Annotated in this window: 25 protein-coding genes; 11 read left to right on the top strand and 14 right to left on the bottom strand. The window is 37.9% G+C overall.

What is annotated here, in order from left to right; genetic code table 11:
* Window positions 1–44: 44 nt before the first annotated feature.
* The 3 genes from AC07YT_RS09965 to AC07YT_RS09955 all read left to right on the top strand — a co-directional run bounded on the left by AC07YT_RS09965 (window position 45) and on the right by AC07YT_RS09955 (window position 3,066).
* The gene (locus tag AC07YT_RS09965) at window positions 45–1,517 is read left to right on the top strand and encodes a DUF5687 family protein (RefSeq protein WP_086548674.1); all 1,473 of its coding nucleotides are present in this window, start codon (window positions 45–47) and stop codon (window positions 1,515–1,517) included.
* Between the two features lie 2 nt (window positions 1,518–1,519).
* Window positions 1,520–2,212, top strand: coding sequence for an ABC transporter ATP-binding protein (locus tag AC07YT_RS09960; protein ID WP_086548675.1), 693 nt, complete (start codon window positions 1,520–1,522; stop codon window positions 2,210–2,212).
* 176 nt (window positions 2,213–2,388) lie between these two features.
* On the top strand, window positions 2,389–3,066 hold the full coding sequence (locus AC07YT_RS09955) for a YiaD family glycine zipper/OmpA-like lipoprotein (RefSeq protein WP_208745766.1): 678 nt from the start codon (window positions 2,389–2,391) through the stop codon (window positions 3,064–3,066).
* Between the two features lie 640 nt (window positions 3,067–3,706).
* Here AC07YT_RS09955 and AC07YT_RS09950 read toward each other — a convergent pair.
* The gene (locus AC07YT_RS09950) at window positions 3,707–4,051 is read right to left on the bottom strand and encodes a hypothetical protein (RefSeq protein WP_086548677.1); all 345 of its coding nucleotides are present in this window, start codon (window positions 4,049–4,051) and stop codon (window positions 3,707–3,709) included.
* A gap of 105 nt (window positions 4,052–4,156) precedes the next feature.
* Here AC07YT_RS09950 and AC07YT_RS09945 point away from each other — a divergent pair, with 105 nt between their 5' ends.
* From AC07YT_RS09945 to AC07YT_RS09935, 3 genes are all read left to right on the top strand, one after another.
* Entirely contained in the window at window positions 4,157–5,182 is a 1,026-nt protein-coding gene (locus AC07YT_RS09945; protein ID WP_086548678.1) for a Gfo/Idh/MocA family oxidoreductase, read from the top strand.
* A gap of 67 nt (window positions 5,183–5,249) precedes the next feature.
* Window positions 5,250–6,023 (top strand): M90 family metallopeptidase, encoded by a 774-nt coding sequence (locus AC07YT_RS09940; protein ID WP_086548679.1) that lies wholly within the window; start codon window positions 5,250–5,252, stop codon window positions 6,021–6,023.
* A 15-nt stretch (window positions 6,024–6,038) separates the two neighbouring features.
* On the top strand, window positions 6,039–6,929 hold the full coding sequence (locus AC07YT_RS09935; protein WP_086548680.1) for a DUF6263 family protein: 891 nt from the start codon (window positions 6,039–6,041) through the stop codon (window positions 6,927–6,929).
* A gap of 54 nt (window positions 6,930–6,983) precedes the next feature.
* On the opposite strand, the gene AC07YT_RS09930 is transcribed toward AC07YT_RS09935, so the two are convergent.
* The 5 genes from AC07YT_RS09930 to AC07YT_RS09910 all read right to left on the bottom strand — a co-directional run bounded on the left by AC07YT_RS09930 (window position 6,984) and on the right by AC07YT_RS09910 (window position 10,977).
* Window positions 6,984–7,970, bottom strand: coding sequence for an alpha/beta fold hydrolase (locus tag AC07YT_RS09930; protein ID WP_086548681.1), 987 nt, complete (start codon window positions 7,968–7,970; stop codon window positions 6,984–6,986).
* A gap of 126 nt (window positions 7,971–8,096) precedes the next feature.
* A complete protein-coding gene (locus AC07YT_RS09925) occupies window positions 8,097–8,936 on the bottom strand; it encodes a GIN domain-containing protein (RefSeq protein WP_086548682.1) in 840 nt (279 codons plus the stop codon).
* Window positions 8,937–8,940: 4 nt separating this feature from the next.
* On the bottom strand, window positions 8,941–9,315 hold the full coding sequence (locus AC07YT_RS09920; protein ID WP_086548683.1) for a GntR family transcriptional regulator: 375 nt from the start codon (window positions 9,313–9,315) through the stop codon (window positions 8,941–8,943).
* An 18-nt stretch (window positions 9,316–9,333) separates the two neighbouring features.
* Window positions 9,334–9,936, bottom strand: a complete 603-nt coding sequence (locus AC07YT_RS09915) for a hypothetical protein (RefSeq protein WP_494945298.1) — start codon at window positions 9,934–9,936, stop codon at window positions 9,334–9,336.
* Window positions 9,937–10,149: 213 nt separating this feature from the next.
* Entirely contained in the window at window positions 10,150–10,977 is an 828-nt protein-coding gene (locus AC07YT_RS09910; protein WP_086548685.1) for an ABC transporter ATP-binding protein, read from the bottom strand.
* A gap of 331 nt (window positions 10,978–11,308) precedes the next feature.
* On the opposite strand from AC07YT_RS09910, the gene AC07YT_RS09905 reads away from it, so the two are divergent.
* Window positions 11,309–12,388 carry an NADH:flavin oxidoreductase/NADH oxidase gene (locus AC07YT_RS09905; protein WP_086548686.1) on the top strand — a complete coding sequence of 360 codons (1,080 nt, stop codon included), beginning with the start codon at window positions 11,309–11,311 and terminating at the stop codon, window positions 12,386–12,388.
* Window positions 12,389–12,601: 213 nt separating this feature from the next.
* Here AC07YT_RS09905 and AC07YT_RS09900 read toward each other — a convergent pair whose 3' ends face one another.
* Together AC07YT_RS09900 and AC07YT_RS09895 are read right to left on the bottom strand one after the other, a co-directional pair.
* On the bottom strand, window positions 12,602–14,920 hold the full coding sequence (locus AC07YT_RS09900) for a TonB-dependent receptor (protein WP_086548687.1): 2,319 nt from the start codon (window positions 14,918–14,920) through the stop codon (window positions 12,602–12,604).
* A gap of 116 nt (window positions 14,921–15,036) precedes the next feature.
* The gene (locus AC07YT_RS09895; RefSeq protein ID WP_086548688.1) at window positions 15,037–15,369 is read right to left on the bottom strand and encodes a hypothetical protein; all 333 of its coding nucleotides are present in this window, start codon (window positions 15,367–15,369) and stop codon (window positions 15,037–15,039) included.
* Window positions 15,370–15,536: 167 nt separating this feature from the next.
* On the opposite strand from AC07YT_RS09895, the gene AC07YT_RS09890 reads away from it, so the two are divergent.
* The 4 genes from AC07YT_RS09890 to AC07YT_RS09875 all read left to right on the top strand — a co-directional run bounded on the left by AC07YT_RS09890 (window position 15,537) and on the right by AC07YT_RS09875 (window position 18,333).
* A complete protein-coding gene (locus AC07YT_RS09890; RefSeq protein ID WP_086548689.1) occupies window positions 15,537–16,109 on the top strand; it encodes a TlpA family protein disulfide reductase in 573 nt (190 codons plus the stop codon).
* 117 nt (window positions 16,110–16,226) lie between these two features.
* Window positions 16,227–16,730: a GNAT family N-acetyltransferase gene (locus tag AC07YT_RS09885; protein ID WP_086548690.1), complete on the top strand. Its 504-nt coding sequence runs from the start codon at window positions 16,227–16,229 to the stop codon at window positions 16,728–16,730.
* Complete coding sequence (locus AC07YT_RS09880) at window positions 16,730–17,212, top strand: winged helix DNA-binding protein (RefSeq protein WP_086548691.1); 483 nt, start codon at window positions 16,730–16,732, stop codon at window positions 17,210–17,212. Before AC07YT_RS09885 ends, AC07YT_RS09880 begins: the two co-directional genes overlap by 1 nt.
* A gap of 62 nt (window positions 17,213–17,274) precedes the next feature.
* Window positions 17,275–18,333 (top strand): nucleoid-associated protein, encoded by a 1,059-nt coding sequence (locus AC07YT_RS09875; protein WP_086549480.1) that lies wholly within the window; start codon window positions 17,275–17,277, stop codon window positions 18,331–18,333.
* A gap of 67 nt (window positions 18,334–18,400) precedes the next feature.
* Here the strand turns inward: AC07YT_RS09875 and AC07YT_RS09870 are convergent, their stop codons facing one another.
* The 6 genes from AC07YT_RS09870 to AC07YT_RS09845 form a co-directional block, all read right to left on the bottom strand.
* Complete coding sequence (locus AC07YT_RS09870; RefSeq protein ID WP_086548692.1) at window positions 18,401–19,747, bottom strand: DUF58 domain-containing protein; 1,347 nt, start codon at window positions 19,745–19,747, stop codon at window positions 18,401–18,403.
* Between the two features lie 82 nt (window positions 19,748–19,829).
* Entirely contained in the window at window positions 19,830–20,807 is a 978-nt protein-coding gene (locus AC07YT_RS09865) for an AAA family ATPase (RefSeq protein WP_086548693.1), read from the bottom strand.
* A complete protein-coding gene (locus AC07YT_RS09860) occupies window positions 20,788–21,978 on the bottom strand; it encodes a DUF4350 domain-containing protein (protein ID WP_086548694.1) in 1,191 nt (396 codons plus the stop codon). Before AC07YT_RS09860 ends, AC07YT_RS09865 begins: the two co-directional genes overlap by 20 nt.
* On the bottom strand, window positions 21,975–22,703 hold the full coding sequence (locus AC07YT_RS09855) for a DUF4129 domain-containing protein (protein ID WP_086548695.1): 729 nt from the start codon (window positions 22,701–22,703) through the stop codon (window positions 21,975–21,977). The genes AC07YT_RS09860 and AC07YT_RS09855 overlap by 4 nt, the downstream gene beginning before the upstream one ends.
* A 1-nt stretch (window position 22,704) precedes the next feature.
* Window positions 22,705–23,589, bottom strand: a complete 885-nt coding sequence (locus AC07YT_RS09850; protein WP_086548696.1) for a hypothetical protein — start codon at window positions 23,587–23,589, stop codon at window positions 22,705–22,707.
* A gap of 1 nt (window position 23,590) precedes the next feature.
* Complete coding sequence (locus tag AC07YT_RS09845) at window positions 23,591–24,544, bottom strand: stage II sporulation protein M (RefSeq protein ID WP_086548697.1); 954 nt, start codon at window positions 24,542–24,544, stop codon at window positions 23,591–23,593.
* Window positions 24,545–24,657: the final 113 nt, after the last annotated feature.

The following is a 24,657-nucleotide window of genomic DNA, read 5'->3' as shown; positions in this document are numbered from 1 at the left end:
CTAATAGATAAACCATTAATGATTAACTAATACCTAAACTATATATGCTGAGTACTTTTTTAAGTCATCAAAGAAAATCTTTTTGGCGTTCGCGTAACCGTGGCAGTAGCATTGCCGGACAGGTTGTTCTAGGTTTTTTTATGCTCTACTTCTTTGCTGTTGCTGTTGGAATAGGCTTTGGAATGAGTATTTTTCTTCCAAAAATTTTCCCGGATCAAAATATTCTGACAAGCTTTAACGGCATTATTCTCTATTATTTTGCATTCGATTTTATCATGCGCATGCAGTTTCAGGAATTGCCAACATTGAGTATCATTCCTTACCTGCACCTCAAAATCCAAAAGAGTAAGATCATTAAGTTTTTAAATGTTAAGGCACTGTTCTCGGCATTTAACCTTTGGCCGTTTTTTATTTTTCTGCCTTTTTGTTTTGTTAGAATTTGGGGTGAGCATGGCGCATTGGTTACCATCATGTACATTGTCTCGATATTTTCGATCATGATTTTTAACAACTATATGGTGTTGTACATCAAACGAAAATCGATCACCAATACTTTGTATACTTTTTTAGGCTTGGTGGTTATTGCGGCCTTTGCTGCTTTAGAATATTATAAGGTGATTTCAATCATGGCAGGTTCTGATGTGGTATTCAGGGCCATCGCAGCCCATCCTTTATATGGTTTTGCCTTTACAATTGCTGCAGTTGCTATCTTTTATCTCAATTCTAATTTCTTGCGTAAAAATTTATACGTAGAAGAATTAAGTGCAAAACAAGAGAAAAAAGGCAGTACCGATTATGCTTTCCTTAACCGTTTTGGTAAAGTAGGCGAACTGGCCGCTTTGGAGCTGAAGCTAATCCTTCGCCACAAACGCCCGCGTTCTTCGGTTATCCTTGGTTTCTTCTTCCTGTTTTACGGGTTTATTTTTTATAAAGAAAAAGCAATAGACCGCGATGCTTTCGGGCAAATGATGTTTGGTGCTATTTTTATGACAGGTGTTTCCATCATTATTTATGGTCAGTTTATGTTTGCATGGCAAAGTGCCCATTTTGACGGGATATTAGCCAATAAAATCAATTTTAAAGATTACATCAGGGCTAAATTTTTACTGTTTACCATTGGCTGTACCATTATTACCTTATTGGCAAGTTTTTACGGGTTTTTAAGTCCGAAGCTATTACTCTTACACCTGGCTGCCTATTTATACAATATTGGTTTTGGTACTGTAGTGGTACTTTATCTGGCTACATTAAATTATAAAAGACTGGATATTACTAAAGCGGCCAGCTTTAATTATCAGGGTACTGGAGCCACCCAATGGCTGTTAATGTTTCCATATGCACTTACGCCTATTTTAATTTATTTGCCCTTTGGTATACTCAACAAACCTTATTGGGGATTGGTTGCCGTATCGGTTTTTGGCCTGGCCATGTTATTGTTAAGGGGCTTTTGGGTAAATTATATTGCAAAAAGATTAGAACTACAACGTTATAAAATAGCCGAAGGCTTTAGAGAATAATTATGATTTTAGAAGTTAAGAATTTACAAAAAGTTTATGGCGATAAAACCGTTGTAAACATCGAAGATTTGCAGATTGCCCCAGGCGAAACGGTTGGCCTGGTGGGGAATAACGGCGCTGGTAAAACCACTTTCTTTCGGATGCTTTTAGATTTAATCCGTCCTACCAATGGTGAGGTTTTATCGAAGGGCGAAAACGTAATGAACAACGATAACTGGAAAAACTATACCGCATCGTTTTTGGACGAAGGTTTTCTGATTGATTATTTAACCCCTGAGGAGTATTTTATTTTTATCGGCAGTTTAAATAACTTAAGTGTAGCTGATGTTTCTGCTTACCTGAACCAATATGGTGAGTTCTTTAATGGAGAAATATTAAACAGTGGAAAATACATTCGCGATTTTAGTAAAGGAAACCAGAATAAAGTTGGTATTGCGGCTGCACTGATGCAAAGGCCGGAAATATTAATTTTAGACGAACCTTTTGCCAACCTCGACCCAACTACACAGATCCGTTTAAAGAAACTGTTGAAGGAGCAAACAGGCAACATGACCACCTTTATTTCCAGCCACGATTTAAATCATGTTACCGATGTGTGTAACCGGATTATCCTGGTTGAAAAAGGCAGGGTGATTAAGGATTTTAAAACAGACGAAAATACATTGAAGGAGTTAGAGAGTTATTTCTCTGCTTAGTTTTTGTACTAAGAATGATACATTATAGAAGAGTCTCCATTGATCGGGACTCTTTTTTTATGGGTATCGTTCGTGTTTGTAGTAAAATTTGGTCAAAATGGGTCGAAAATACAGTTTGCTTACTTTTTGGCATTGTGTTTGAATATAACGAGTAGAAATTATAAATCTAGATTATTATGAGTATTTCAAAAGTAAGAATAGCGACATTAAGTATAGGGTTAGCGGTAGGTTCAATGGCATTCCAAAGTTGTGATAGTTTAACTAAAACACAAAAAGGAGCTGGTATTGGTGCTGCAGCTGGTGGTGTTATTGGTGCATTAATCGGTAAAAAAGCCGGTAATACAGCAGTAGGTGCCTTAATTGGTGGTGCTATTGGCGGTACAGCGGGAGCTTTTATCGGCCGTAGAATGGACAGACAGGCAGCTGAAATCCAGAAAGCTATTCCTAATGCAGAAGTTATTCGTGAAGGAGAAGGAATTATTGTAAAATTTGATAGCGGTATTTTATTCGATTTCGATAAAACGGCTTTAAAAGATGCAGCTAAAACAAACATCCAGAGTTTAGCTTCTTCATTAAATCAATATCCTGATACTGATATCAAAATTATCGGTCATACTGATAGTCGTGGTACCGAACAATATAACATGGGCCTATCAGAAAGAAGAGCAGCAGCAGTTAAAGCTTATGCGGTTTCTCAGGGTGTACCATCTACAAGATTGGTTACCATTGGTAAAGGTTTTGCTGAGCCAATTGCAGATAACGAAACTGATGCAGGCCGTGCAGCTAACCGTCGCGTAGAGATTGTAATCGTTGCTAACGATGCCTTAAAAGCGACCGCACAAAAACAAGGATAATATTGCAAATTCCCTCTACCTATGAGGTCATTATAAATGCAGCCCTGGTGTACATCCACCGGGGTTTTTTGTTTTCATTTGAGTGTTGTAAACTTTGTCGTCAACCTGCTCTTTAAGTTGACAACGCTGTAATAGAGATACAATTGTGCTGTCTGATGTTGCCATCTGATACTGTTAGTGCATTTTCTTTAGTTTTTTGAAAAGCAGGTTCCTGTGTCTATCGGTTCCGAAAGCCCCGCCATTCGCTTTACCTCACTGCGTTCGGTGTCCGCTGCTGTCGGGTTTAGTTAACTTGGTTTTGGTGCTGGTTGGGCCAAACTTACGAAGTTTTCTAACCGCCCTGCCAACCCCAAATAGCTGCAGGAAACGAATGGTTTAAATGGGATTGAAGCGGCATTTCCGATTTTAATCGGAATAAGCGAAAAGCCCGACTAACTTAAATAGATGTGAACGGCCTTGCTTTCCAAAAAATAAAAAATCTTGTATCGGGTCTCTTTCATCATTCGTCACCCTGAACTGTAGCGCAGCGGAAAGCTACGAAGTAACCGAGCCTTGAGCGAGCTCACCGAAGGTAATTTATTTCAGGGCCTATCTGGCAGGAAAGATGATCGCGTTAGGTAAAGCGACTGAAAATTGTTCACTAAGAATAAATATCTTCAAAATAACTTACCACAAGCGATTTCATCAGCATTTCCTGCTCGAGCATGGTATAAGGTGGAATGGCTTTGATTAATGTCCAATGCGGCCAGCCATCCTGGTCTAAACCCTCAAGTTCATAAAAGCCCATTTCACTCAATAAACGGCAGGTAGCAATGTGCATCAGCTCCTCTTTTTGGCGTTTGCTGTATTTCTTTGGCCCTTTGCCCAACTCCTGAACACCGATTAAAAAAAGCATTACTTTTAAATCAGGAAAATCCGAATCAAATTCCTTTGAAATCTTTTCCTGTAAAACTTTCCACTTGGCATTAATCTCCGACGGCTTCATATCTGGCAAAGATAAGGTAAAAAGGTGTAAGGCCTAAGTAAAAGCTTTGCGGTTTTAACATTAAAGCTTGAATCGTAATTGTATTTTTAGCTACATTTATAACCTATGGATACGAATATCAATAAAACAATTAATGCGGGTTTATTAGCTTACGGCATGTCAGGGAAAGTTTTTCACGCTCCTTTTTTACAGGCACACAGCGGCTTCAATTTAAAGGCTATAGTAGAACGCAACCATAAAAATGCGGTAAATGATTACCCAAATATTACAAGTTACAACAGTGTTGATGAACTCCTGAATGATGAGGAAATAGAACTGGTGGTGATTAATACCCCCAACAACCTGCATTACGAACACTCGAAAGCAGCATTAAGCAGGCATAAACATATTCTGGTTGAAAAACCATTTACGGCAACAGCTGCACAGGCAAAAGAACTTTTCGAGCTTGCCGATAGCGTAGGGAAACAAATCTTTTTCTACCAGAACCGCCGTTGGGACAGTGATTTTACCTCTGTAAAAAAGGTGATTGAAGGCGGTAAACTGGGTAAGCTGGTTGAAGTTCATTTGCGTTACGATCGTTATCGCAACGTAATTGGGCCAAAGGCGTTTAAAGAAAACCCGGTAGAGGCGAGCGGACTTTTATACGATTTAGGTCCGCATCTTTTAGATCAGGTAATCTGTTTATTTGGCAAACCATTAAGTTTCCATAAAATTTTAGGTAAAAACAGGGCTGGTACATTGGTGGATGATTATTTTTCGATCCAGTTGAGCTATCCTGATAGTCTGAATGTTTTTGTTACTTCGAGCATGCTGGTGGTAAATCCGCAGGCCGGATTTATTTTACATGGGGTAAATGGAAGTTTTATTAAACAAAGAACGGATATTCAGGAAGAACAGTTGCTGGCAGGTATGAAATTAACCGATCCGGGCTACGGTATTGAATGTGAAAGTAAAGATGGTTTATTAACCACCATTGATGCCGAAGGCCATAAAACCGAAGAGACAATCCCATCAGAAGTAGGAAGTTATTTGCCGCTTTTCGAAGCCATTTATCAGGCGATAAATAACCATAAACCTTATCCCGTTACACGCGAGGATGTTTTAATCCAGTTAGAAATTATCGAAAGCTAATCAAAAAAATATCCAACCTGTGCCATCTGTTAAATCGATGTAATCCCCTTATCTGTGTAATCCTTATATGAACTCATTGCCATTCGCTTACTTAATTCCTATTTTTCTAATTGCCCTTTATCTTATCCTTAAAAAAAAGAAAGTGGCTATTGATCCTTTAACAGATGTAGATAAAAAGATCCTGGATGATTATGTAGGTTATTACCACAATCTCGATTCGACTGATAAACTTAAGTTTGAGCAAAAAGTAGCTGCATTTTTCAGTACGGTTAAGATAGAAGCGGTAGGTTTAGAAATGACTACCTTAGATGAACTGTTGATTGCTTCAAGTGCCGTGATCCCGATTTTTGGTTTCGACGATTGGCAATACAAAAACTTAACCAGCGTTTTGCTGTATCCAGACACTTTTAACAAAGATTTTCAGTTTGAAGGTGGCGAAAGGAATATTATGGGCATGGTAGGCACAGGTTATATGAACGGACAGATGATTTTATCGCGTTCGGCTTTACGTCATGGTTTCTCTAAAAGTGCAGGGAAAGAAAATACCGCTATACATGAATTTGTGCACCTTTTGGATAAATCTGATGGTGCAACTGATGGTATTCCGGAGAATTTAATAGCCCATGAGTATACCTTACCCTGGATTAAAATGATGCATGAGGAAATGGAAAAAATTGAGGATAACAAATCGGATATTAATCCTTATGCCATCACCAACCAGGCCGAATTTTTTGCAGTAGTTTCTGAATATTTCTTTGAAAAGCCTGAACAGCTAAGGGATAAACACCCTGAATTGTATTTTCAGTTAAGCCGCATTTTTGCGCAACAGCCTGCGGGTTAAATAACAAATTACTAAATGAAAATATTTGCAACAATTATCTGTAGTCTGATTACCATCAGTGCCTTTGCACAGAAAACCTATGTATTAAGACAAAATTATCCAACAGGTTATAAGTACGATTTTACAATCACTTCCGATCAGATTATTAATCAGAAAGTTGCTGGCCGGGATGTACATTTAACCCAAAATATCGGAACAGATTATACTTTTGATATTACCGAAGGCCATTATGGCGAAAAGGATATTAAAGTTACCTATAACAAGATTTTCATAAAATCTGTGGCGATGGGCAACACCATGACCTATAGCTCAGATGATCAGGATAGTACCCAAAAAAATCCTTTTAGCGGTTTCAAAGGTGCTTCTTTTTACATGACGGTAACTCCAAATGGTGCGATTAAAACAGTTGCGGGTATTGATAAAATGCTCGATAATATGGCGGCCAGGATGACTAAGGATACCAGTCAGGTTAAACAGATTAAAAATGCTTTAAGCAAGCAGTTTAGCAACGAGGTAATGAAACAAACCATGGAATCGTCGTTTAAAATCTATCCAGACAGAGCCGTTAAAATAGGCGACAGCTGGACCGTTGATACCAAAATGCAGATGGGTATGCCCATTGAAACGATTACGCAATACACCTTGAAGGAAGTGAAAGATGGCATCGCCACACTTGGCGTAAAAGGAACACTGCTATCGAAAGGGAATTTTGAAGTGATGGGCAACAAAATGGAAACAGATTTACAAGGAACCAATTCTGGAGAGACTTCACTTGATATGAAAACCGGAATTGTATTAAATAGCCACCTTCGTGTAGAACTGTATGGTAAAATGAAATCGATGGGGCAAGACATCGATTTCGAAATGCAGGGTATTAATAAAATTGTAGGGAAAGAGGTTAATTAGGTTTAACGTTGTAGACCTTATAGGTTTCAAGAACCTATAAGGTCTGATAGCAAATTACAAACTACCTGTTAACGCCACCAAAAACTCCGTTGGAATCTCGATATGCGGAATATGCCCGCAGGCATCAAATTCGATAATTTTAGCACCGATAATTTTGGCTGCCGTCTGTTTCCCTAAAAGTTTATATTGCCCGTGTAAAGCCTGCTGATCAGGGCTAAGTAATCCTTTACCTACAATGGTTTTGTCTTCCTTACCGATAAATAAAACAGTAGGTACCTTTAAATTTTGAAACTCGTACACTACAGGTTGTTCATAAATCATGGTATAGGTTAATGCGGCAACTTTAGCCCATCGTGGGTAATCAGAACTGTTGGTTACACCTCCGGCAATACTCACCAGGTATTCGTATTCGGGTTTCCAATAAGTAAAGTAAGAGCCCTGGTAATACTTCCGTACACTTTCAGCTGTGGTTTTAAGTTCAGTTTGGTACTGTTGTGCAGTAGTGATATAGGGGATGAAAGTTTTATAATCTTCAAGTCCGATTGGATTTTCGAGCAAGAGCTTTTCGGTTGTTTCAGGATACATCAATGCAAAACGTGTAGCCAGCATACCGCCCATGCTATGACCTAAAACTACTGTTTTCTGAACGCCCAGTGTATCTAGAAGTCTTTTATTCCAGGTGGCCATTTGATGGAAGCTGTAATGGATAAATGCTTTAGATGATTTACCAAAACCAATCTGATCAGGTACGATAACACGATAACCAATATTGGTTAAGGCTTTGATTACATTGCCCCAGTAGTAACCGCCAAAGTTTTTGCCATGGAAAAGGATCGCTGTTTTTCCATTTGCAGCTGAAGTGGGTGCAACATCCATATAGGCCATTTTAATATCTTGTCCTTCGGTATTGATTGGGAAATATTTAACCGGATATGGGTATTTAACGTTATCGAGGGTGATGGACAGGGTGTCGGTTTTTTGTGCTTGTGCCTGGCTAAAAACGAACAGGATAAACGCTAGTAGAAAGAAAAATCTCTTCATAATGGGGTATGATGTAAAACTAAAAAAACTAATTGGCCCAAGTTAAACTTTTGCCAATTAGTTAGCTTAAAAATCATGCCCTTTTTGCAAAATCACAGAGAAGATCATGCTTTAAAATAATCTGAATTAATTCTTCAGCATCTGTTTTAAATATTTTACAGGCATGGCTATCGTTGTTTCGTCTGATAAACTTCCCGAAATTTTGCTCACTATTGCGTTTTCAATCTTAACATCAGATTTTCCGAAGGTATTAATGGTTAAATTACCAATGCTAATACTTTCTTGTTCATCTGCATGAATACTTACTGATGAATTTTTGCAGGAAATATTCAAATTCTTGTAAGAGTTGATTCTTGAATAAAAAACAGCGCTATCAAGATTTACGTTCAATTGTTTGATGTCTGTTTGATTTATTATTTTTGTTGTTTTTTCATTGCTGAATGTAATGGGTGAGCCAAAGCTTAATGAACCAGATTTTTTTAAATTCACATTTAAAGTGTCAGTTTTTGCAGTTAAAACCAGATTAGAGGAATTATTGAGGTTAAGCTCATCAATATCTGGACTATATACCAGTATCACTATGCCATTGCGATGATTACCCGATCGGTTAAGCTTATCGCCAAAATTGATTTGCAGTGCACCGGTACTACTTACGCTAAAATTGATACCATTTTTCATGTCCGTCGGCACTTTTACCCCTGATTTTGCACTTTTTATAAAGTGTAATTCTAGATAAATTCTTTTTGCATCAGGAATATTAACGCTGTGAAAAGGAGTTTTGATTGGTATTGAAGTTCTGCCAGAAGATTCTGTATCAAAAGGCTCTGCATTTATTTCTTGTTCCTCTACAAAGCTATCGCCGTTTGTAGGCCTATAATTTATCTTGACATTAACTGCCACAACTATTATTGGAATAATAATTAAAAGTGCGGCGAGCGCGGTTAGTAATTTATTACTTGTTTTCATTCTATTAGGCGTTAAAGTTCTCTTTTACAAATGTTTTATATTGATTTTCCAATTCTTCAAAACCAATATTAAGCAGATAAATATTCCTGAAAACCACAGGCAGATCATCCGTAATGAATTGCTGTTTTCTGTAGTTTCTTACATTATCTATGGCCGTTTCATCTACAAAAAAACCAATTCCTCTTTTATTGTTAATGATGTTCTTGTTTTGCAGCAGCTCGTAGGTGCGCATTACCGTATTCGGATTTACTTCCATTTCTACGGCCAGTTCCCGCACCGAAGGAACTTTCTCGTCGGCCTTCCATTTTCCTAGCAGAATGTGTTCGCAAACATATTCTGCTATTTGAAGGTATATTGCCTTGTTATCTCTAAATTCCATATCTATACCTTTTAAAAATTAAACTTCTTTTTCTTTGAGACGAACGTAGACTATTAACCAAATAATAAGACTGAGTGCAATTGTTGTCCAAAAAAATGTGGTCAAAACAAAACCTTTCTCGTTGCCGCCAATAATATATTTAACACTTTTATTTTCTGTTAGCCATGTTGAGAATTTGAGTGTTATAAAAAATACCAGCGCGAAAAATACGGTAACAGATAAGGCGGTTTTGATATAGTGAAAACGATTAAAGTACACAGAACCTAAGAGAAAAATACTCGTAAAGAAAAAAGGGAGCGCGAATAAAAATTTAAACTCTCTGTCGGCCGTCAGGTCATCAAAAACGGTACTGAAAGAAATTACAGTAAGCTTACCTGTATTATAATTAATGGCTTTTTTATTTTCCCATAACTCATTAAGATAACTTACAAAAATTGCATCGATTACATAAAAAATGAGCAGATAGCTCAGAATACTAAGGATAGATGTATAAAGAAAAGCACAAAGAAATTTCTCAGTAACTGAGGCAGGGGTCATTAACTCCATAATGGCCTTAGGTTTTTGGCCTAGCGAATTAAAGTATGCACTGGCTTCTATGGTAAGAAATAGAAATCCAATCATAAGAAAAATAACTACCCGGAAGCCCAGTCGCACATGTTCATTATCATCCCATCTAAAATAAGAGCTCTTATATCGAGGGATGTTGAAAAGATAGAAACCAACAATAATTATAGTGAGTATTATTAAACTCATGAGGTAAACTTTCCCAAATTCGAGCCACCGTCTTCTAAGCAATAAGCCAAATCGATTGATATTAAAGGTGTTGTTCATGGTTTAGCTGAATAAAGGTTTAAATTTGATTTTTTCGGCAAGGATAGCGTTGAAAAGAAGTTCCATGTCCAATTTACTTTCTTCGTGGTGATAGTTCGGCATTACCGCATTATAGCCCGATAACGATGGTTCTGCATAAAAAATGCTATCGTCTATTTCTTTAACTTTTTTGAAAGTTAATTTAGCGGTAATTTCTTCTACCGATGCTTTTAGGGCAATATCGTTTTCATCAAGCATAATCACGGTATCAATCAGGTTATCCAAATCCCTTACCTGATGGGTAGAGATGATGATACAGCGATCATCTGTCATGGCAGAGGCCATAATTTTTCTGAACTGCGCTTTTGATGGAATATCTAAGCCATTCGTAGGCTCATCCATAATGATCAGCTTAGCCTGAGTAGCTAATCCGAAAGCAATGATGAATTTTTTCTTTTGTCCATAACTCATATCAACCAGGTTATTGCTTGCCGGAATATCAAATTCTTTTAAAAGTCTTGCAAAATAATCATGATCAAAATTTTTGTAAAATGGTGCATTTGCTTTTAGGTAGGCATCAATTTTTACCGATGGCAAATAAAATTCTTCTGGTATAAAACAGATTTGCGCTAAGAGTGCTGGCTGTCTTTTTGCAGGATTAAAACCCATTACATCCAATGTACCACTCTGTGCATACACCAAACCGGCCAGGTTTTTTAATAAGCTCGATTTACCGGCTCCGTTTTTTCCAAGCAAACCGTAAATATGGCCGTTGCTTAACCGCATGCTCATATTTTTAAATAATGGCTTATGCTTGCTGTAGCCAAAATTAAGATTGTTAATGTTGATCATATTGCTGTATTAGTTAAATAATACACTAATGTATGATGTTGTTTTGTGATCTCCAAATTTTTGAAGAAAAAAGTTTAGCGATAAGCGTTTGACTATGGAAAATGTAAAATGGATGATGGAATTGATTTATGCTCTAATGCCATGTGAGTTATGACTTCCGTGATTTTCTCCTAGCCAGTGTGGTTTGTATAGATATAGCCTCAATGCTATTCGCCACACTCCACGCTTTCCCCTCTCCGCCATGGAAAGGTAAAATATCAGTTTAATAATTGTTGCATTAAAACATCTTTAATTGGAGGTTGTATGTTTGTGGAAAAGCAAATCACACGATATGTCTAAATTATTTTCTCCTTTTACCATAAAGGATGTAACCTTAAAAAATAGAATTGTTATTTCGCCAATGTGCCAGTATTCTGCCGTTGATGGTTTTGCCAACGATTGGCATTTGGTGCACTTGGGTAGTCGTGCAGTTGGTGGCGCGGGATTGATTATTCAGGAAGCTTCTGCGGTAACTGCAGAAGGAAGAATTACCTATGCCGATTTGGGCATCTGGAAAGATGAACATATAGATAAACTGAAACAGATTGTTTCTTTCATTCATGATAACGGTGCGATTGCAGGGATCCAATTGGCGCATGCCGGTAGAAAAGCCAGTTGTGAGGTGCCCTGGAAAGGTGGTGAGCAGCTAGCTGCAGGCGAAAATAGCTGGACACCCGTTGCACCATCTTCAGCTCCTTTTAAGCCAGGGCAGGTTGAACCTCATGAATTAAGCATTTCAGAAATTCAGGATATTGTTTTTGCCTTCCGGGCAGCCGCTCAACGTGCATTGGCGGCGGGTTATAAGGTAGTAGAAATACATGCTGCGCACGGTTATTTATTGCATCAGTTTTTTAGTCCGCTGAGCAACAAACGAACTGATGTTTATGGCGGAAGTTTCGAAAACCGTATCCGTTTGGTAATCGATGTGGTGGAAGCCGTACAATCGGTATGGCCGGAGAATTTGCCTTTATTTGTACGTATCTCAGCAACAGACTGGACCGAAGGCGGCTGGAATGAAAATGATTCGTTACAATTGGTGGCGGTGTTAAAAGATCGTGGTGTCGATTTAATAGATACTTCATCGGGGGGAAATGTACCTGATGCTTTTATCCCTGCGGGACCAAATTACCAGGTTCCTTTTGCAGATAAAATCAGAAATGAAATTGGCATTTATACGGGGGCTGTAGGTGTGATTGTAGAAGCGGAGCAAGCAGAAGAAATTTTAGAACAGGGCAAGGCTGATTTAATTTTTATTGCCCGCGAATCCCTGCGCGATGCTTATTTTCCTACCCATGCAGCTCAGGTACTTGGCGATGATACAGAATGGCCAAACCAATATGTGAGGGCAAAAAGGGAAACGCTTAAAAAGTAACAGGTGATAATAAATCCCCATAAATCGTCACTCCAAACTCGATTGGGAACCACGATTGCTCATCGAAGATCATCCTAATGCAATTGGCTTTAAGATTCCCGCCTGCGCGGGAATGACGGCTACATTAATTGAAACTGTTGTAATTAAATAAAAAAGCGGAGTGATCTTCTAGATCAACTCCGCTTTTTTTGTTTAGCAATTTATGGATTAATTTTATTTAGCCACCGTAAAAGGAATATACAAGCCGAAAGTGATATTTCTACCAGTGTTGTAAACCCCTAAATTAAGGTTTTCTGAATCTAAACGTCCTGGTTTTAACCGGCTCAGTGCATCATAATATTTATGATCCAACAGGTTATTGGCAGAAACAGATAATTTAACAGGCTGCTTACCTAAATTAAAGGTAGCGCCGATACCTGCATTTAGTAAGGTATAACCGCTTGTTGGTGTTTCGAAAACATCATCTACCCGGGCCTGTTTAAATGCAGAGTTAATGCCAACTGATAAGTAAGCATCATTTGTGCCTTTAAGCTTAGGCTCGAAACGTAATTCGTTGCGTAATGTACCCGCTGGTATAAAGGCCAATGGCTTGTTTAAACTGTTGTTTTGTGCATGTACATAACCAAATGTATTTTCGAAATGGATAAAAGGAACCGGATGTATGGTTAAACTTGCTTCTGCGCCATACAGGTTCGCGTTTACCTGGCCATAACGGTAAACCGGATAATCATCTCCTTCGGCCATTATTCTTTCGCCATTTGTTGAGGCATAAATAAAGTTGTGGATGTAATTATTGTAAATACTTGCACTGGCGCTGATTAATTTCCCTTCATATTCCAGTGCAGCATCTACCTGGTAACTACGCTCAGGACTTAAGCTGGAATTACCAATTTCGTAACGGAAAGTTCCTTCGTGTACACCATTTGAAGCTAATTCTGCCGGGTTTGGTGCACGAAATGCAGAACCTGCATTGGCTTTAAAGTTTAACTCTTCATTAAATTGATGGGTAAAACCCAATGCACCACTTACATTCGAAAATTTGTTCTGAAATGGTGCAAATTGCTCTTCACCATCTACAAATAATTGTTTTCCATTGTTTTTCCGATAATCGTAACGGGCGCCAATGCTAAAGGTGTTGCTTTCCCAGTTCTTTTTTGCGTAGGCAAAAACACCCACGCCATAAGTATCATAATTCGGAATTAAGAATTCGTCATTTGCCTTGTTTTCGCTATGACCTGCATCGGCGCTTATGCCAAATACCGGCTGCCATCCATTCGTTTCGTGGATATAGTATTTTAAATCGGCATTATAGGTTTTAAGATCGAAGAACAAAGAAGGATTTGGTCCTTCTTCCAGCTCGCGGCGCTGGTTTTGCTGATAGCCAAAATCGGCTTTCAAATTACCATTACCGATAATGAAATTGTTATTTAATGCAATTTTGAAGTGGCGGATATCCTGACGAGGATAATCTAAATCACGGTTTTTAAAGTCTGAAGTAATAAAAGATTCACCATCCTCTTTAACGAAGTTGCCATTTTCATCTAATGTTGGCTCATAAAAACCAATATTATTGCGAAAATTCGAAACGTTTAAATGAGAATATCCCCAGCTTTTGTTTAAACCAACCATTCCACTTAAATCGGTTTCATTAAAGCCAGAGTTCGGGAAATATCCGGTAGGTGTTTTAAAAGAGTAGGCATTTTTATAGGTTCCGCGGGCCCGCCAAACAAAACCATTTTGGTTACCGGTTAACATGAGTGAATTAGCGGTAAGCCCATTATTGGTCGAATAGTTGGTAATAAATTCGCCCTTAACCTGTCCTTCTGGTGCAGTGCTTGGCTCTAATAAATTAATTACGCCACCAAGTGCATCGGAGCCGTACATTAACGAGGCTGCCCCACGTAGTACTTCAACACGGTCTGATTTGAACTGATCGATTTCTATACCATGTTCGTCACCCCATTGCTGGCCTTGTTGTTTAATCCCATCATCTAACGTTACAATTCTATTGTAGCCCAAACCCCTAATTACAGGTTTAGAAATAGATGGTCCCGTGGTGATTTGAGATACACCAGGAATTTTAGTGAGCGCATCGATTAAATTGCTGGAAGGCTGCAACAACTGATCCTTGCCAAGTACTGCCGATGAAGCGCTGTTTCTTTTACTGGTGCTGCTGATTAAACTTCCGGTAATGACAATTTCCTTTGTTTCTATCGCGGTGGGTTGTAATGAAAATTCCAATCCACTTGCTGTGGCGAGGTTTACGACCTGAGTTGCTGTTTTATAACCTACATAGTGTACTTCAACTAAATAACTTCCTTTCGATGGAAGATTGTTTATGGTAAACGCGCCGTCGTTATTGGTTACCGAGCTAACTTTTAAATCAGGGATAAAAATGGTAGCACCCGGCAATGTTTGTTTTGTACTGGCATCAATAACCTTACCTTTTATATCTTTTAGTACGGCAGCGAAAGCAGTATTGCTCAATAATGTATATAGAATTACCAAGCCAATAAGCTGTAATTTTTTCATGTGTTGTGTGTAAATAGAAATGAACGAAAAGCCAAAACAATAGCTTAATTGAAGCTGGTTTCAGTTTCCCGGATAAATAATTTGATTCAGCGCGGATGCGCTATAAGAAGAAAAAATTATGCTAAAGGAGGACCGCGTAAACAGGTGCGCTTTATTTCGGTAAAGGCATTCTTTAATGTAGGTTCTGTACGGTTGAAGATTTTAGCTGATAAGAAGATTCTGTAAATGTGGTGCGTTTGCACATAATTTTTTTCAAAACTGGCATTACAGATCAAACAGGTATCGCCATGCGCCTGCACGTGGCTTACGTGTTTACAGTGCAATTCTTTCTGTACAACAGGAACGGGATTGTGATGGTGAAGAACGCTCCACGGCGTTAAGGCAATAGCAAAAACAATCAGCATAATTGCTGATAAATATTTTTTAATGTTTTGTCTATGCTTTTTCAACAGGGCAAAAATAGTAATTCCTAGGCAATTATATATATTTACAAAGTAACATTGTATTTATGAGGGTATGACAGGCTATTTAACCAATAGTTTAACCATTAATTTAAGGCCATACCAATTGTAAAGCTATTTTCGTTATTAGATGTAATCAAAAGAATCTGTAGCTCATGAAGTTTATCCGGAAAAATATATTCAATGCGTTATTTATCATTATTCTTTTGATAATTGTTTTTGTGCCTGATGCAAAAGCATTTTTAATTAGGGGCTTAATGGAAATTGGTTTTTATACACCAAAGATCGAAATGCCTAATAATGCTTCTGCCAGCCTTAGCGGCATCCGCTTTAAAGATGTTAAAGGAAATCTGGTAGATCTTGGTGATTTAAAAGGCAAGGTTATTTTTCTTAATTTCTGGGCAACCTGGTGTCCGCCATGCAGGGCCGAAATGCCTTCAATAAACAAATTGTATACGCAGTTTAAAGGCGATAAAGATGTTGTTTTCATTTTTGCAGATGCAGATGGCGATTTTGAAAAATCGGGCAAGTTTATGCTTAGTGGTAAATACGAAATGCCAGTTTATAAAGTAGAAAGCAACATTCCTGAACAAATATTTAAAGGTGCTTTGCCTACCACTATTATTTTTGATAAGCAGGGCCGATTATCTTTTAAACACGAAGGGGTGGCCAATTATGCCGATAAAAAGATTGTGGATTTCCTCAATCAACTGAAAAACACAAATTAGTTTCCATCATTAAAAGCTATTCTTAATCCTGGTCTTAATGAAATTTGATGCTGAAATGATATTTGAATTTGCAATATATGTAGTTAGCTACATATATTTGTTGATTAATCATCAGCGATGCAAAACGACTTTAAAATTGAACGGTTAAATAATCAATTCTGCGAAGAGATTATTGGGTTGATTCTGCCCATCCAGCAAATAGAATTTAATGTAGATATCGATTTAGCTGCGCAGCCAGATCTGTTAGACATTGAAAAAAATTACGATGGATCCGGCGGTGCCTTCTGGGGAGCTAAATTAAATGGAGAATTGATTGGTACTATTGCTTTAATTGCTGTACCTGAGCATCAATCGGGGGCCATCAGGAAAATGTTTGTTAAAAAAGAATTTCGCGGTAAATATTTGGGTGTTGCGCAGGCTTTGTTGAGAACGCTTTTAGCCTATTGCGCGGATAATAAGCTGAATGAGGTATATTTGGGTACCAAAGACATATTACAGGCCGCCTGTCGCTTTTACGAACGTAACGGATTTAAGCAGGTTGAAATGAAAGATTTACCAGCTTATTTTCCGCGTATGGCTGTCGATAATGTGTTTTATGGTCTGGATTTAAAACCTGTTTAATGGAACAAAATGTAATTGATGCTTCTGGTTTACTGGCCATTTCTACGCGTTTGCAGAGGCTGAGCGATCAGATCCGTAAAGATGGCCTGTTAATTTATAAAGCCTTTGGAATCGATTTTCAACCTAAATGGTTTCCTGTGCTCTATACTTTATATAAAAAATCGACCATGAGTGTAGTTTCCCTCTCTGATGAAATTGGTTATGCACATCCATCAACCATCAGTTTATTGAAAGAGCTGGAGAAAGAGAAACTGATCCGTTCTAAAAAAGACAAGGTTGATACGCGTAAACGTTTGGTTGAGCTCACCGAAAAGGGATCTGCACTTCTTGCTACGATGGAACCCGTTTGGGAAGTGATTATTAAAGCCACAGCCGATATTACCAATACACAGAATAACTTAATGAAAGCCATAAATGAGGTTGAAGCCACATTAAAGGAAAAAAGCTTTCTGCAAAGAGCAGAGGTTTATATGAAAAAATGATTGACTGATTGAATTTTGGCTGGCAAGAAAGGTTAATCAATGATTTTGCTATTTTTGCCCCTATGATTTCATTTTTCGAGGCTTCACTTAAGCAACTTTCTATCCACCATACAGGCAATAAACTGCTTGAAGAGTATTACAAATTATCTGATGCGCCTTTAAAAATTGATGATGAAGTGTTGGGAAACCTGTTAATGCAGTATTTCTTAAAACCTTTCGAAAAAGTGAATGAAGTCTACCGTTTTTATCATCCCAACGATAATCTTGAATTGAATGAAGTATTTCATTTCGTTCATGAAATTTTCGAAAACAACGAACTTTTTCACGAAGATTCGCAACAACTCGCCAAACATTTATACGATGTAGCCAATCATCCAAAAATTAAATCGGGAGAGTTGTATGTGGCTTATTTCGAAAAAGTGCAGATAGAAGGTGAACAGCTGGATGTTGTTGGGGTTTTCAAATCTGAAACAAAAGATACCTACTTAAAAGTTTATCCTGAACAGGATGGCTTTAATGTAAGTTACGAGCAAGAAGCCATCAGCATTAACAAGCTGGATAAAGGATGTCTGATTTTTAATGTAGATCGGGAGGAAGGGTACAAAGTTGTGGTATTGGATCAATCGAAGAGCAGCAACGACTCTGCCGTTTACTGGAAAGATGAATTCTTAAAACTGAAAATCAGGAACGATAGTTATAACCAGACCAATAATGTGTTGGGGGTTTATAAAAACTTCGTCACACAAAAGCTGGATGATGATTACGAAATCAGCAAAGCCGATAAAATTGATCTGTTAAACCGTTCGATGAAATATTTCAAAGAGAAAGAAACTTTTGATATTGAAGAATTTGGTAACGAAGTAATTGGCAATGCCGAAGGAATAGAATCGTTCAAAAATTACAAAAAAAACTATGAGCAGGAGTTCGAAAGCCCGATAGCTGATCACTTTGAAATCGCCGAATCTGCCGTAAAAAAACAAGCCCGTGCTTATAAAAGCGTATTAAAACTGGATAAGAACTTCCACATCTATATCCATGGCAATAAAGATATGATCGAAAAAGGTTACGATGATGATAAATCGATGAACTTTTACAAGGTATATTTTAGGGAAGAAGAGTAGGGTTTAGTCCTCAGTCCGTAGTCTTCAGTCCAAAGTCGACTCATGACTCAAGACTACGGACTGAGGACTAAATCCTCTGCTGTGCTTTTAAGGCCAGGTACTGATTAATTACATTAACCGTAAGCTTTTGTGGCGGGGTAAGGATGGCCAATATGCCATGTTTGTTTAGCTCTTTTACCATTAGTTTTTTCTCGTAGATAAATTTTTCAGCAATGGTTTTGTGGTAAATTCCTTCTACGTCTTTAGCAGGTTCTGTGCTTAATTCTTTTAATTCGGTATTTTCGAAAAATACAACCACCAGTAAGTGATATTTGGCAATTCTTTTTAAATAAGGTAATTGCCTTTGCAGGGCAGATAAACTTTCGAAATTGGTAAAGAAAACCAAAAGACCGCGTTGCTTTACTACGGAACGTACTGCCGAATACAATGCCTCGAGATTACTCTCCAGGTATCTTGTTTTTTCTTTATAAAGTACATTCATAATGCTACCCAGCTGCGAAGCTTTACGATCTGCAGTCACAATGGATCCTATATTTTCGGAGATGGTAATTAAACCGGCTTTATCTTCCTTCAGCATGGCCACCTTCGAAAGGGCAACCGTGGCATTTATGGCATAATCGAGCAGGCTCAATCCTTCAAAAGGCATGCGCATTACGCGTGATTTATCAATAACGCAATAAATATTCTGCGATTTCTCATCCGTATAGGTATTAACCATTAAACTGCCTTTTCTGGCTGTAGCTTTCCAGTTAATGGTACGGATATCGTCGCCGCCAACATAATTTTTGATCTGGTCAAACTCGCTGCTTTGCCCAACCTTTCTGATTTTTTTAATTCCGAATTCTGTTAAATAGCGTGAAGCAGCTAGTAATTCGTACTGACCAAGATTAATAAAAGAAGGATAAACCGGTAGAATTTTAGCGCCATCAAAATTGTATCGGCGGCTAATCAAACCCAGCGGCGAACTAATATATGCCCTGATGAATCCAAAATCATACTCGCCGCGTTTAGTTGGCCTTAGATTGTAGTGGATCGACTTAACTTCAGCAGATTTTAGGTGAAGTTTAAAATCTTTATCCCGCAGTTGAAACTGAAAAGGTACCTCATCAATCACCCTGGCATTTACACCAAAACCATAACTGTTCCTGATTTCGATTTGTATCGGATTTTCATCGCCATTACTCAAACGTTTCGAGGTAATTCTTTTGGCCGCAATCCCTTGGTTGTTTCGATATAGCATAAAAATATCGATAAAAAATAAAACAAGTACAGCACCGGTGGCTATTTCAGGGATATCGCCCAACCAGGCAAAAAAGAACTTCAGCAAAAAGAGCACAATGCAGCACCCTAAGGCCGCAAATAAGCGATCGGTTAGGAATAGATTGGTGTAATATTGCTGAAAGAATTTTTTCAATGTTGTTTAATCGGTTAATTATTTAAACTGGTTAACTGTTAATTGCCAACTGTAAACTGAAAATTGGCAACTGATAACTGAACTACCTCGGTACTTCAATTTTTTTAATAATCTGGTTAACAATGTCGCTTGTGGTTAATCCCTCCATTTCCTTTTCAGGTGATAATAATATCCGGTGCGCCAATACAGGCCCTGCAACGGCAATAATATCTTCAGGTGTAACAAAATCGCGGTTTTGAATCGCAGCAAAGGCTTTTGCACTGTGTACAATGGCTAGCGATGCCCTTGGCGAAGCCCCCAGGTAAAGTGATGAATTGTTCCGGGTTTCATTTACGATTTTGGCGATAAACTCCAATAATTTTGGCTCTACAAATAAATTGCGGATGATTGCCCTGGCTCCTTGTATCTGTTGAACAGATAATACTGCTTTCACTTCGTCTAATAATGTTTTATTCACTAAAGTGTGCTGCGCCATCAAAATTGCAGTTTCCTCTTCCAATGAAGGGTATTTAACCTCTATTTTGAATAAAAACCTATCCAGTTGGGCCTCAGGCAGGCGATATGTTCCTTCCTGTTCAATCGGGTTCTGTGTGGCCAATACCATAAAAGGTTCATCCATAATATAGGTGTGGCCGTCAATAGTTACCTGGCGCTCTTCCATTACCTCGAACAAGGCCGATTGGGTTTTTGCAGGTGCACGGTTAATCTCATCAACCAGAATAATATTGCCAAAAATAGGGCCTTTCCTAAATTCGAAATCTCCTGTTTTGGTATTAAATATCGGGGTTCCTAAAACATCCGATGGCATTAAATCGGGCGTAAACTGCACCCTCGAAAATTGTGCATCTATCGATTTTGCAAGCAACTTTGCGCTAAGTGTTTTGGCTACTCCCGGTACACCCTCAATTAAGATGTGCCCATCGGCAAGCAAACCAACAATTAAGAAATCAATAACCTGTTTTTGGCCGATAATGATATTTCCAAGTACATTTCTGATCTGATTTACCGCTTCATTTAAGGCGCTTAAATCGGTACGTGGGTTAAACTGTTCTTGTTCCATTGCTTTGCGTATTTTTATAAAACTGTTCTATACTTTCGTTTAAATTAATCAATTGGGTATCGCTTAAATCGCCCATGGTTGGTGTTTGCATAAAATGTTTGGTCAGGGTTTTGGCCAAGGCTTCATTAATGCCTGTTTTCTCCATCAGTACCTGAGCAAATTTGCTGTCGATATCGTTGGTTTTTAGATAATATCGGGCCCTCAAGTACTCCATAAAGTAATTGATCTTTTTAAGGGCAATATCGAGGTTGTTGCGTTCGTGATAATAAACGCTGCCAACTACATTAACAAAAGCAAGTGAAGAATTGGTCAGCGGATCGGCTATCGGGATAATTCTTTGCCTGCGTTTAATGTCGTACAAAACAAAAATGATCAAACTAAATATGGCCAGGTAGTAGGCAAACTCCAGTTCAGGATGTTTAAAGAATACCCTGAGCATATCGGTAGTGCTGTTTTTTTGCGCAGAAAAATACTCATCAAAAATGAGCTGCTTATTTCCGTGTAAATAACTTAAGGTTTTAGCGGCGTATTCTGCACCATATTTATTGAGGAGATTGAAATTGGTGTAAAAACCAGGTTCTGCGATGAGGTAAAGATTGCCTTTTCCGTAAGCATAACGGATAAAATTGGGCTGGCCTTTCCCATTTACGCCGAGTATTGTTGTTTTACTGGTATCAACCTTACTAAAATACTGGCTGCCAATGCCTCTTTCAAAACCATAGTTGGCATCCGTTTTAAATTCTGGATTGGTAAAATTTAAGGTACTTCCTTCAGGCGACATTGCAGTAGAAGTTTGTACTTTAAGTTCCTTCCTTATTTTTCCTAAATCGTAAGTAGCAATAAATACATCATTGCCCGCCTGCATATATTTTATCAGCTGTTCAAGGTCTGTTTTACTAATGTCTGTCTTTTGCGCAACTATTATATAAGCGGTATTCCTGAATTTTTTAGATTTTAAAGTGTTGTAGACGGCAGTTTTCGACTGTTGAATACTGGCTGAGGGTAAAATATCTTTAATTCTGTTGTATAAGATATAGGTACCATAAGGGATTTTATCTTTTGTGGCATATGTTGGAGCCCAGTTTGTTGGTGTAGGCTTGTTATACTGCGCAATTAAATAACCCAGAATTAGAATGGAACCAATAATCAGATATAATTTGTAACCTTTCATTTAATCTGGTTGTTAAACTGGTTAAACGATTGGTTGATAGGGTCGAATTTTACTTCATCGATAGGGAAATCGCCATACCAGATATAATCGAACTGCAGGGTAAGCTGGCTAAAATCGTTTCTCAGCTCCGGCTTACTGATTTCCATTAAATAATTATAATTGGTTTTATCGGGCTGCCATTGGATAATTTCGGCATCGCTCAGTTTTTTAAGCGCCCTCAGGTATAAAAGCCTGACAGCTAAACGGAACTTTCTTTCGGCAACTAATCTTTGTAATTCCTGTTCATAATCTATCTCATGAATGTTTTCGGTAATCACATCGTATGGAAGGATGGTTTCTTTTGATTTTTTAGCGAAGATTTTTTCAGCACCGATAATTTTAATTACAATAAACAAGATCAGTGCAACACCAAGTCCGATAAAAATATACCTGGAAAAAATATTAGCTGCAGCGCCCTGAAACAGCTCGCCAATTACATCCCAAAACCATAACCAAAATTTATCCCAGAGTGATAACTGTTGCTGACCTATTTCGTCATATTGAAACTCTTTTTGCTCTTTGTAATTGCTTATGGCATCTTTATCGAATTTTGATACTACAACCTTACTGCTATCTGTTTTAATTATAGTAGTTACAGGCTTAGCTTTAACAGGCTGTGCTTTGCTGATTACCGGAATAAAAAACAAAAGAGAAACAAGAAGATATCGGAATAGAGCGCGCTGCATTTTAATATTCTTCAGGTCTGGTATCGATAGGTTTTTCGGTATTGCCAAAATTAGAAATCCGCTCCATTAGGCCGGTACTTTCTTTTTGTTCAACCAAACTGAAATAGGCCAATGAAATGGTAATGATGGGGATGATGGTAAACACCTGGCATAACGACTGCAAAACAGTTGTAATCATGGTTAATGTTAAAGACATGTGCGGCGTTTTATGCGTAAACATGCCAATCATATTAAATATGCTGGTAGGTAAAATGATCATGCTCATACAGGCATAAACAATAATCCATACAACGATCAGTGTACCAAAGGTAATCCAGAAATTATCTCTAATAATGCTGAAGCTCCTGTTAAATGAATAACCTAATGAACCATTTTCGATTACCATTATCGGGAACATCATGGTTATATAGGGGAATAGCCAAAAGCCAGGTACCAGGCAAAACATAAAGGCAATACATATCAGGATAATTAATAGAATAGAACTCCCAAAAATCCTGAAAAAGTAATACTTAAAGTATCCCCAAACCTCATCAGTAGTTGGTGTTTGATTGCCTTTTTGCACATATATGGCGATGTAAGAGAGGATGGCAACACTCATACTGGCATAGGTGGCCAAAGAGAATAAAATAGACAAGAAATATTCTAACCCATATATATTTGAAAAGCCTAAGCCTTTAGTGTTTCTTCCATTACCAATGGTATTGATAATGTTAACCATTTTGTATTGTTGCAATAACATGGTTAACATACTGGCCAGCACAAATAAGCCACAAAATGTGAAATATATTTTAATGAGCGGCTTTATATTTTGGCGCATGAAGGTGAAGGTATCGTTGATCACCTGTCCGAAATCCCTTCTTTTCTTAAATTCAATTTTCCCTAGCATGTTAATTTAGCGTTGCTTGTTTATTGTAGATTTTTATGGGGTAAATAAATACATACCAAATGATAAAAGCTGCAGAAGATAATAAAATGGACACACTTAACCATAAAGGCATTTCAGTATGTCGTGTAACAAAACTTTCAAAAAATGCTGCAACGATAAAAATTGGGATCAGGCCAATTACAATTTTCAATCCATCTTTGGCCCCTTTTAAAACTGAAGCCATCCTGGTGTAGGTTTTGGGGAATAAGAGGCTATTTCCTAAAATTAAACCAGCGGCGCCTGCTAAAACAATTGCCGATATTTCTAATGTTCCATGGATCCAGATCACCAGAACCGATTGAAAGCCGAGGCCTTTACTGAAAAAGAAATATTGGAAAGAGCCGAGCATCACGCCATTCCTGAATAATGAAACGATGGAACCGAAGGAAAATATAATGCCTAAAACAAAAGTATATAGTGCAACATAAATATTATTAACGCCTATCTGCATAAACATGATAAACTCATTACTCTGTTTATAAACCCCAAACGGATCACCTTTGGCAATGTTTTCATTGGTCATGTTTACATAACCATCGCCCATAATTAATCGCACAAAGGTATCATCGTACTTAGCCGATAGCGCACCAATGGCGCAGGAAACCAGGAAAAATGCCAGGGCATAAAACACCTGTTTTCGGTGTTGCAGAAATATTAAGGGGAGTTCTGTTTTCCAAAAATGGATAAACCGGTTCGACTTTTCCTTTTTGTTTTTATAAACGGATTGATGTAGTTTAGAAGCTAAGCCATTGAGATAGGCTGTTGTTTTCGAATTTGGATAAAACGTTTTGGAGTAAGCTAAATCATTAGTGATTTCGATAAACTGATTGGCCACCTCATCAGGATTTGCCTGTTGCATGGAATCATAATGTTGCCACTTCTTCGAATTCTGTTTAACAAATAATGCTTCTCTCATTTAAAGGCCTTACCAAATCTCGGGTTAAAATAGCTAATTTTTTATGGAAATGAAACCAACATTATTTTCAAATCGCCTAACCAAGCTGAACAAATATACACAGATGAACAATC

This window comes from Pedobacter sp. GW460-11-11-14-TSB4, assembly GCF_059423705.1.
Note: the sequence above shows the minus strand (reverse complement) of the source record. Positions and strands in the feature narration are given on the sequence as shown.

What these genes read in the sequence shown, in the direction of transcription:
- AC07YT_RS09965 (WP_086548674.1), top strand. Translation starts at nt 45, where the DNA reads ATGCTGAGTACTTTTTTAAGTCATCAAAGAAAATCTTTTTGGCGTTCG.
- AC07YT_RS09960 (WP_086548675.1), top strand. Translation starts at nt 1,520, where the DNA reads ATGATTTTAGAAGTTAAGAATTTACAAAAAGTTTATGGCGATAAAACC.
- AC07YT_RS09955 (WP_208745766.1), top strand. Translation starts at nt 2,389, where the DNA reads ATGAGTATTTCAAAAGTAAGAATAGCGACATTAAGTATAGGGTTAGCG.
- AC07YT_RS09950 (WP_086548677.1), bottom strand. Translation starts at nt 4,051, where the DNA reads ATGAAGCCGTCGGAGATTAATGCCAAGTGGAAAGTTTTACAGGAAAAG.
- AC07YT_RS09945 (WP_086548678.1), top strand. Translation starts at nt 4,157, where the DNA reads ATGGATACGAATATCAATAAAACAATTAATGCGGGTTTATTAGCTTAC.
- AC07YT_RS09940 (WP_086548679.1), top strand. Translation starts at nt 5,250, where the DNA reads ATGAACTCATTGCCATTCGCTTACTTAATTCCTATTTTTCTAATTGCC.
- AC07YT_RS09935 (WP_086548680.1), top strand. Translation starts at nt 6,039, where the DNA reads ATGAAAATATTTGCAACAATTATCTGTAGTCTGATTACCATCAGTGCC.
- AC07YT_RS09930 (WP_086548681.1), bottom strand. Translation starts at nt 7,970, where the DNA reads ATGAAGAGATTTTTCTTTCTACTAGCGTTTATCCTGTTCGTTTTTAGC.
- AC07YT_RS09925 (WP_086548682.1), bottom strand. Translation starts at nt 8,936, where the DNA reads ATGAAAACAAGTAATAAATTACTAACCGCGCTCGCCGCACTTTTAATT.
- AC07YT_RS09920 (WP_086548683.1), bottom strand. Translation starts at nt 9,315, where the DNA reads ATGGAATTTAGAGATAACAAGGCAATATACCTTCAAATAGCAGAATAT.
- AC07YT_RS09915 (WP_494945298.1), bottom strand. Translation starts at nt 9,936, where the DNA reads ATGATTGGATTTCTATTTCTTACCATAGAAGCCAGTGCATACTTTAAT.
- AC07YT_RS09910 (WP_086548685.1), bottom strand. Translation starts at nt 10,977, where the DNA reads ATGATCAACATTAACAATCTTAATTTTGGCTACAGCAAGCATAAGCCA.
- AC07YT_RS09905 (WP_086548686.1), top strand. Translation starts at nt 11,309, where the DNA reads ATGTCTAAATTATTTTCTCCTTTTACCATAAAGGATGTAACCTTAAAA.
- AC07YT_RS09900 (WP_086548687.1), bottom strand. Translation starts at nt 14,920, where the DNA reads ATGAAAAAATTACAGCTTATTGGCTTGGTAATTCTATATACATTATTG.
- AC07YT_RS09890 (WP_086548689.1), top strand. Translation starts at nt 15,537, where the DNA reads ATGAAGTTTATCCGGAAAAATATATTCAATGCGTTATTTATCATTATT.
- AC07YT_RS09885 (WP_086548690.1), top strand. Translation starts at nt 16,227, where the DNA reads ATGCAAAACGACTTTAAAATTGAACGGTTAAATAATCAATTCTGCGAA.
- AC07YT_RS09880 (WP_086548691.1), top strand. Translation starts at nt 16,730, where the DNA reads ATGGAACAAAATGTAATTGATGCTTCTGGTTTACTGGCCATTTCTACG.
- AC07YT_RS09875 (WP_086549480.1), top strand. Translation starts at nt 17,275, where the DNA reads ATGATTTCATTTTTCGAGGCTTCACTTAAGCAACTTTCTATCCACCAT.
- AC07YT_RS09865 (WP_086548693.1), bottom strand. Translation starts at nt 20,807, where the DNA reads ATGGAACAAGAACAGTTTAACCCACGTACCGATTTAAGCGCCTTAAAT.
- AC07YT_RS09860 (WP_086548694.1), bottom strand. Translation starts at nt 21,978, where the DNA reads ATGAAAGGTTACAAATTATATCTGATTATTGGTTCCATTCTAATTCTG.
- AC07YT_RS09855 (WP_086548695.1), bottom strand. Translation starts at nt 22,703, where the DNA reads ATGCAGCGCGCTCTATTCCGATATCTTCTTGTTTCTCTTTTGTTTTTT.
- AC07YT_RS09850 (WP_086548696.1), bottom strand. Translation starts at nt 23,589, where the DNA reads ATGCTAGGGAAAATTGAATTTAAGAAAAGAAGGGATTTCGGACAGGTG.
- AC07YT_RS09845 (WP_086548697.1), bottom strand. Translation starts at nt 24,544, where the DNA reads ATGAGAGAAGCATTATTTGTTAAACAGAATTCGAAGAAGTGGCAACAT.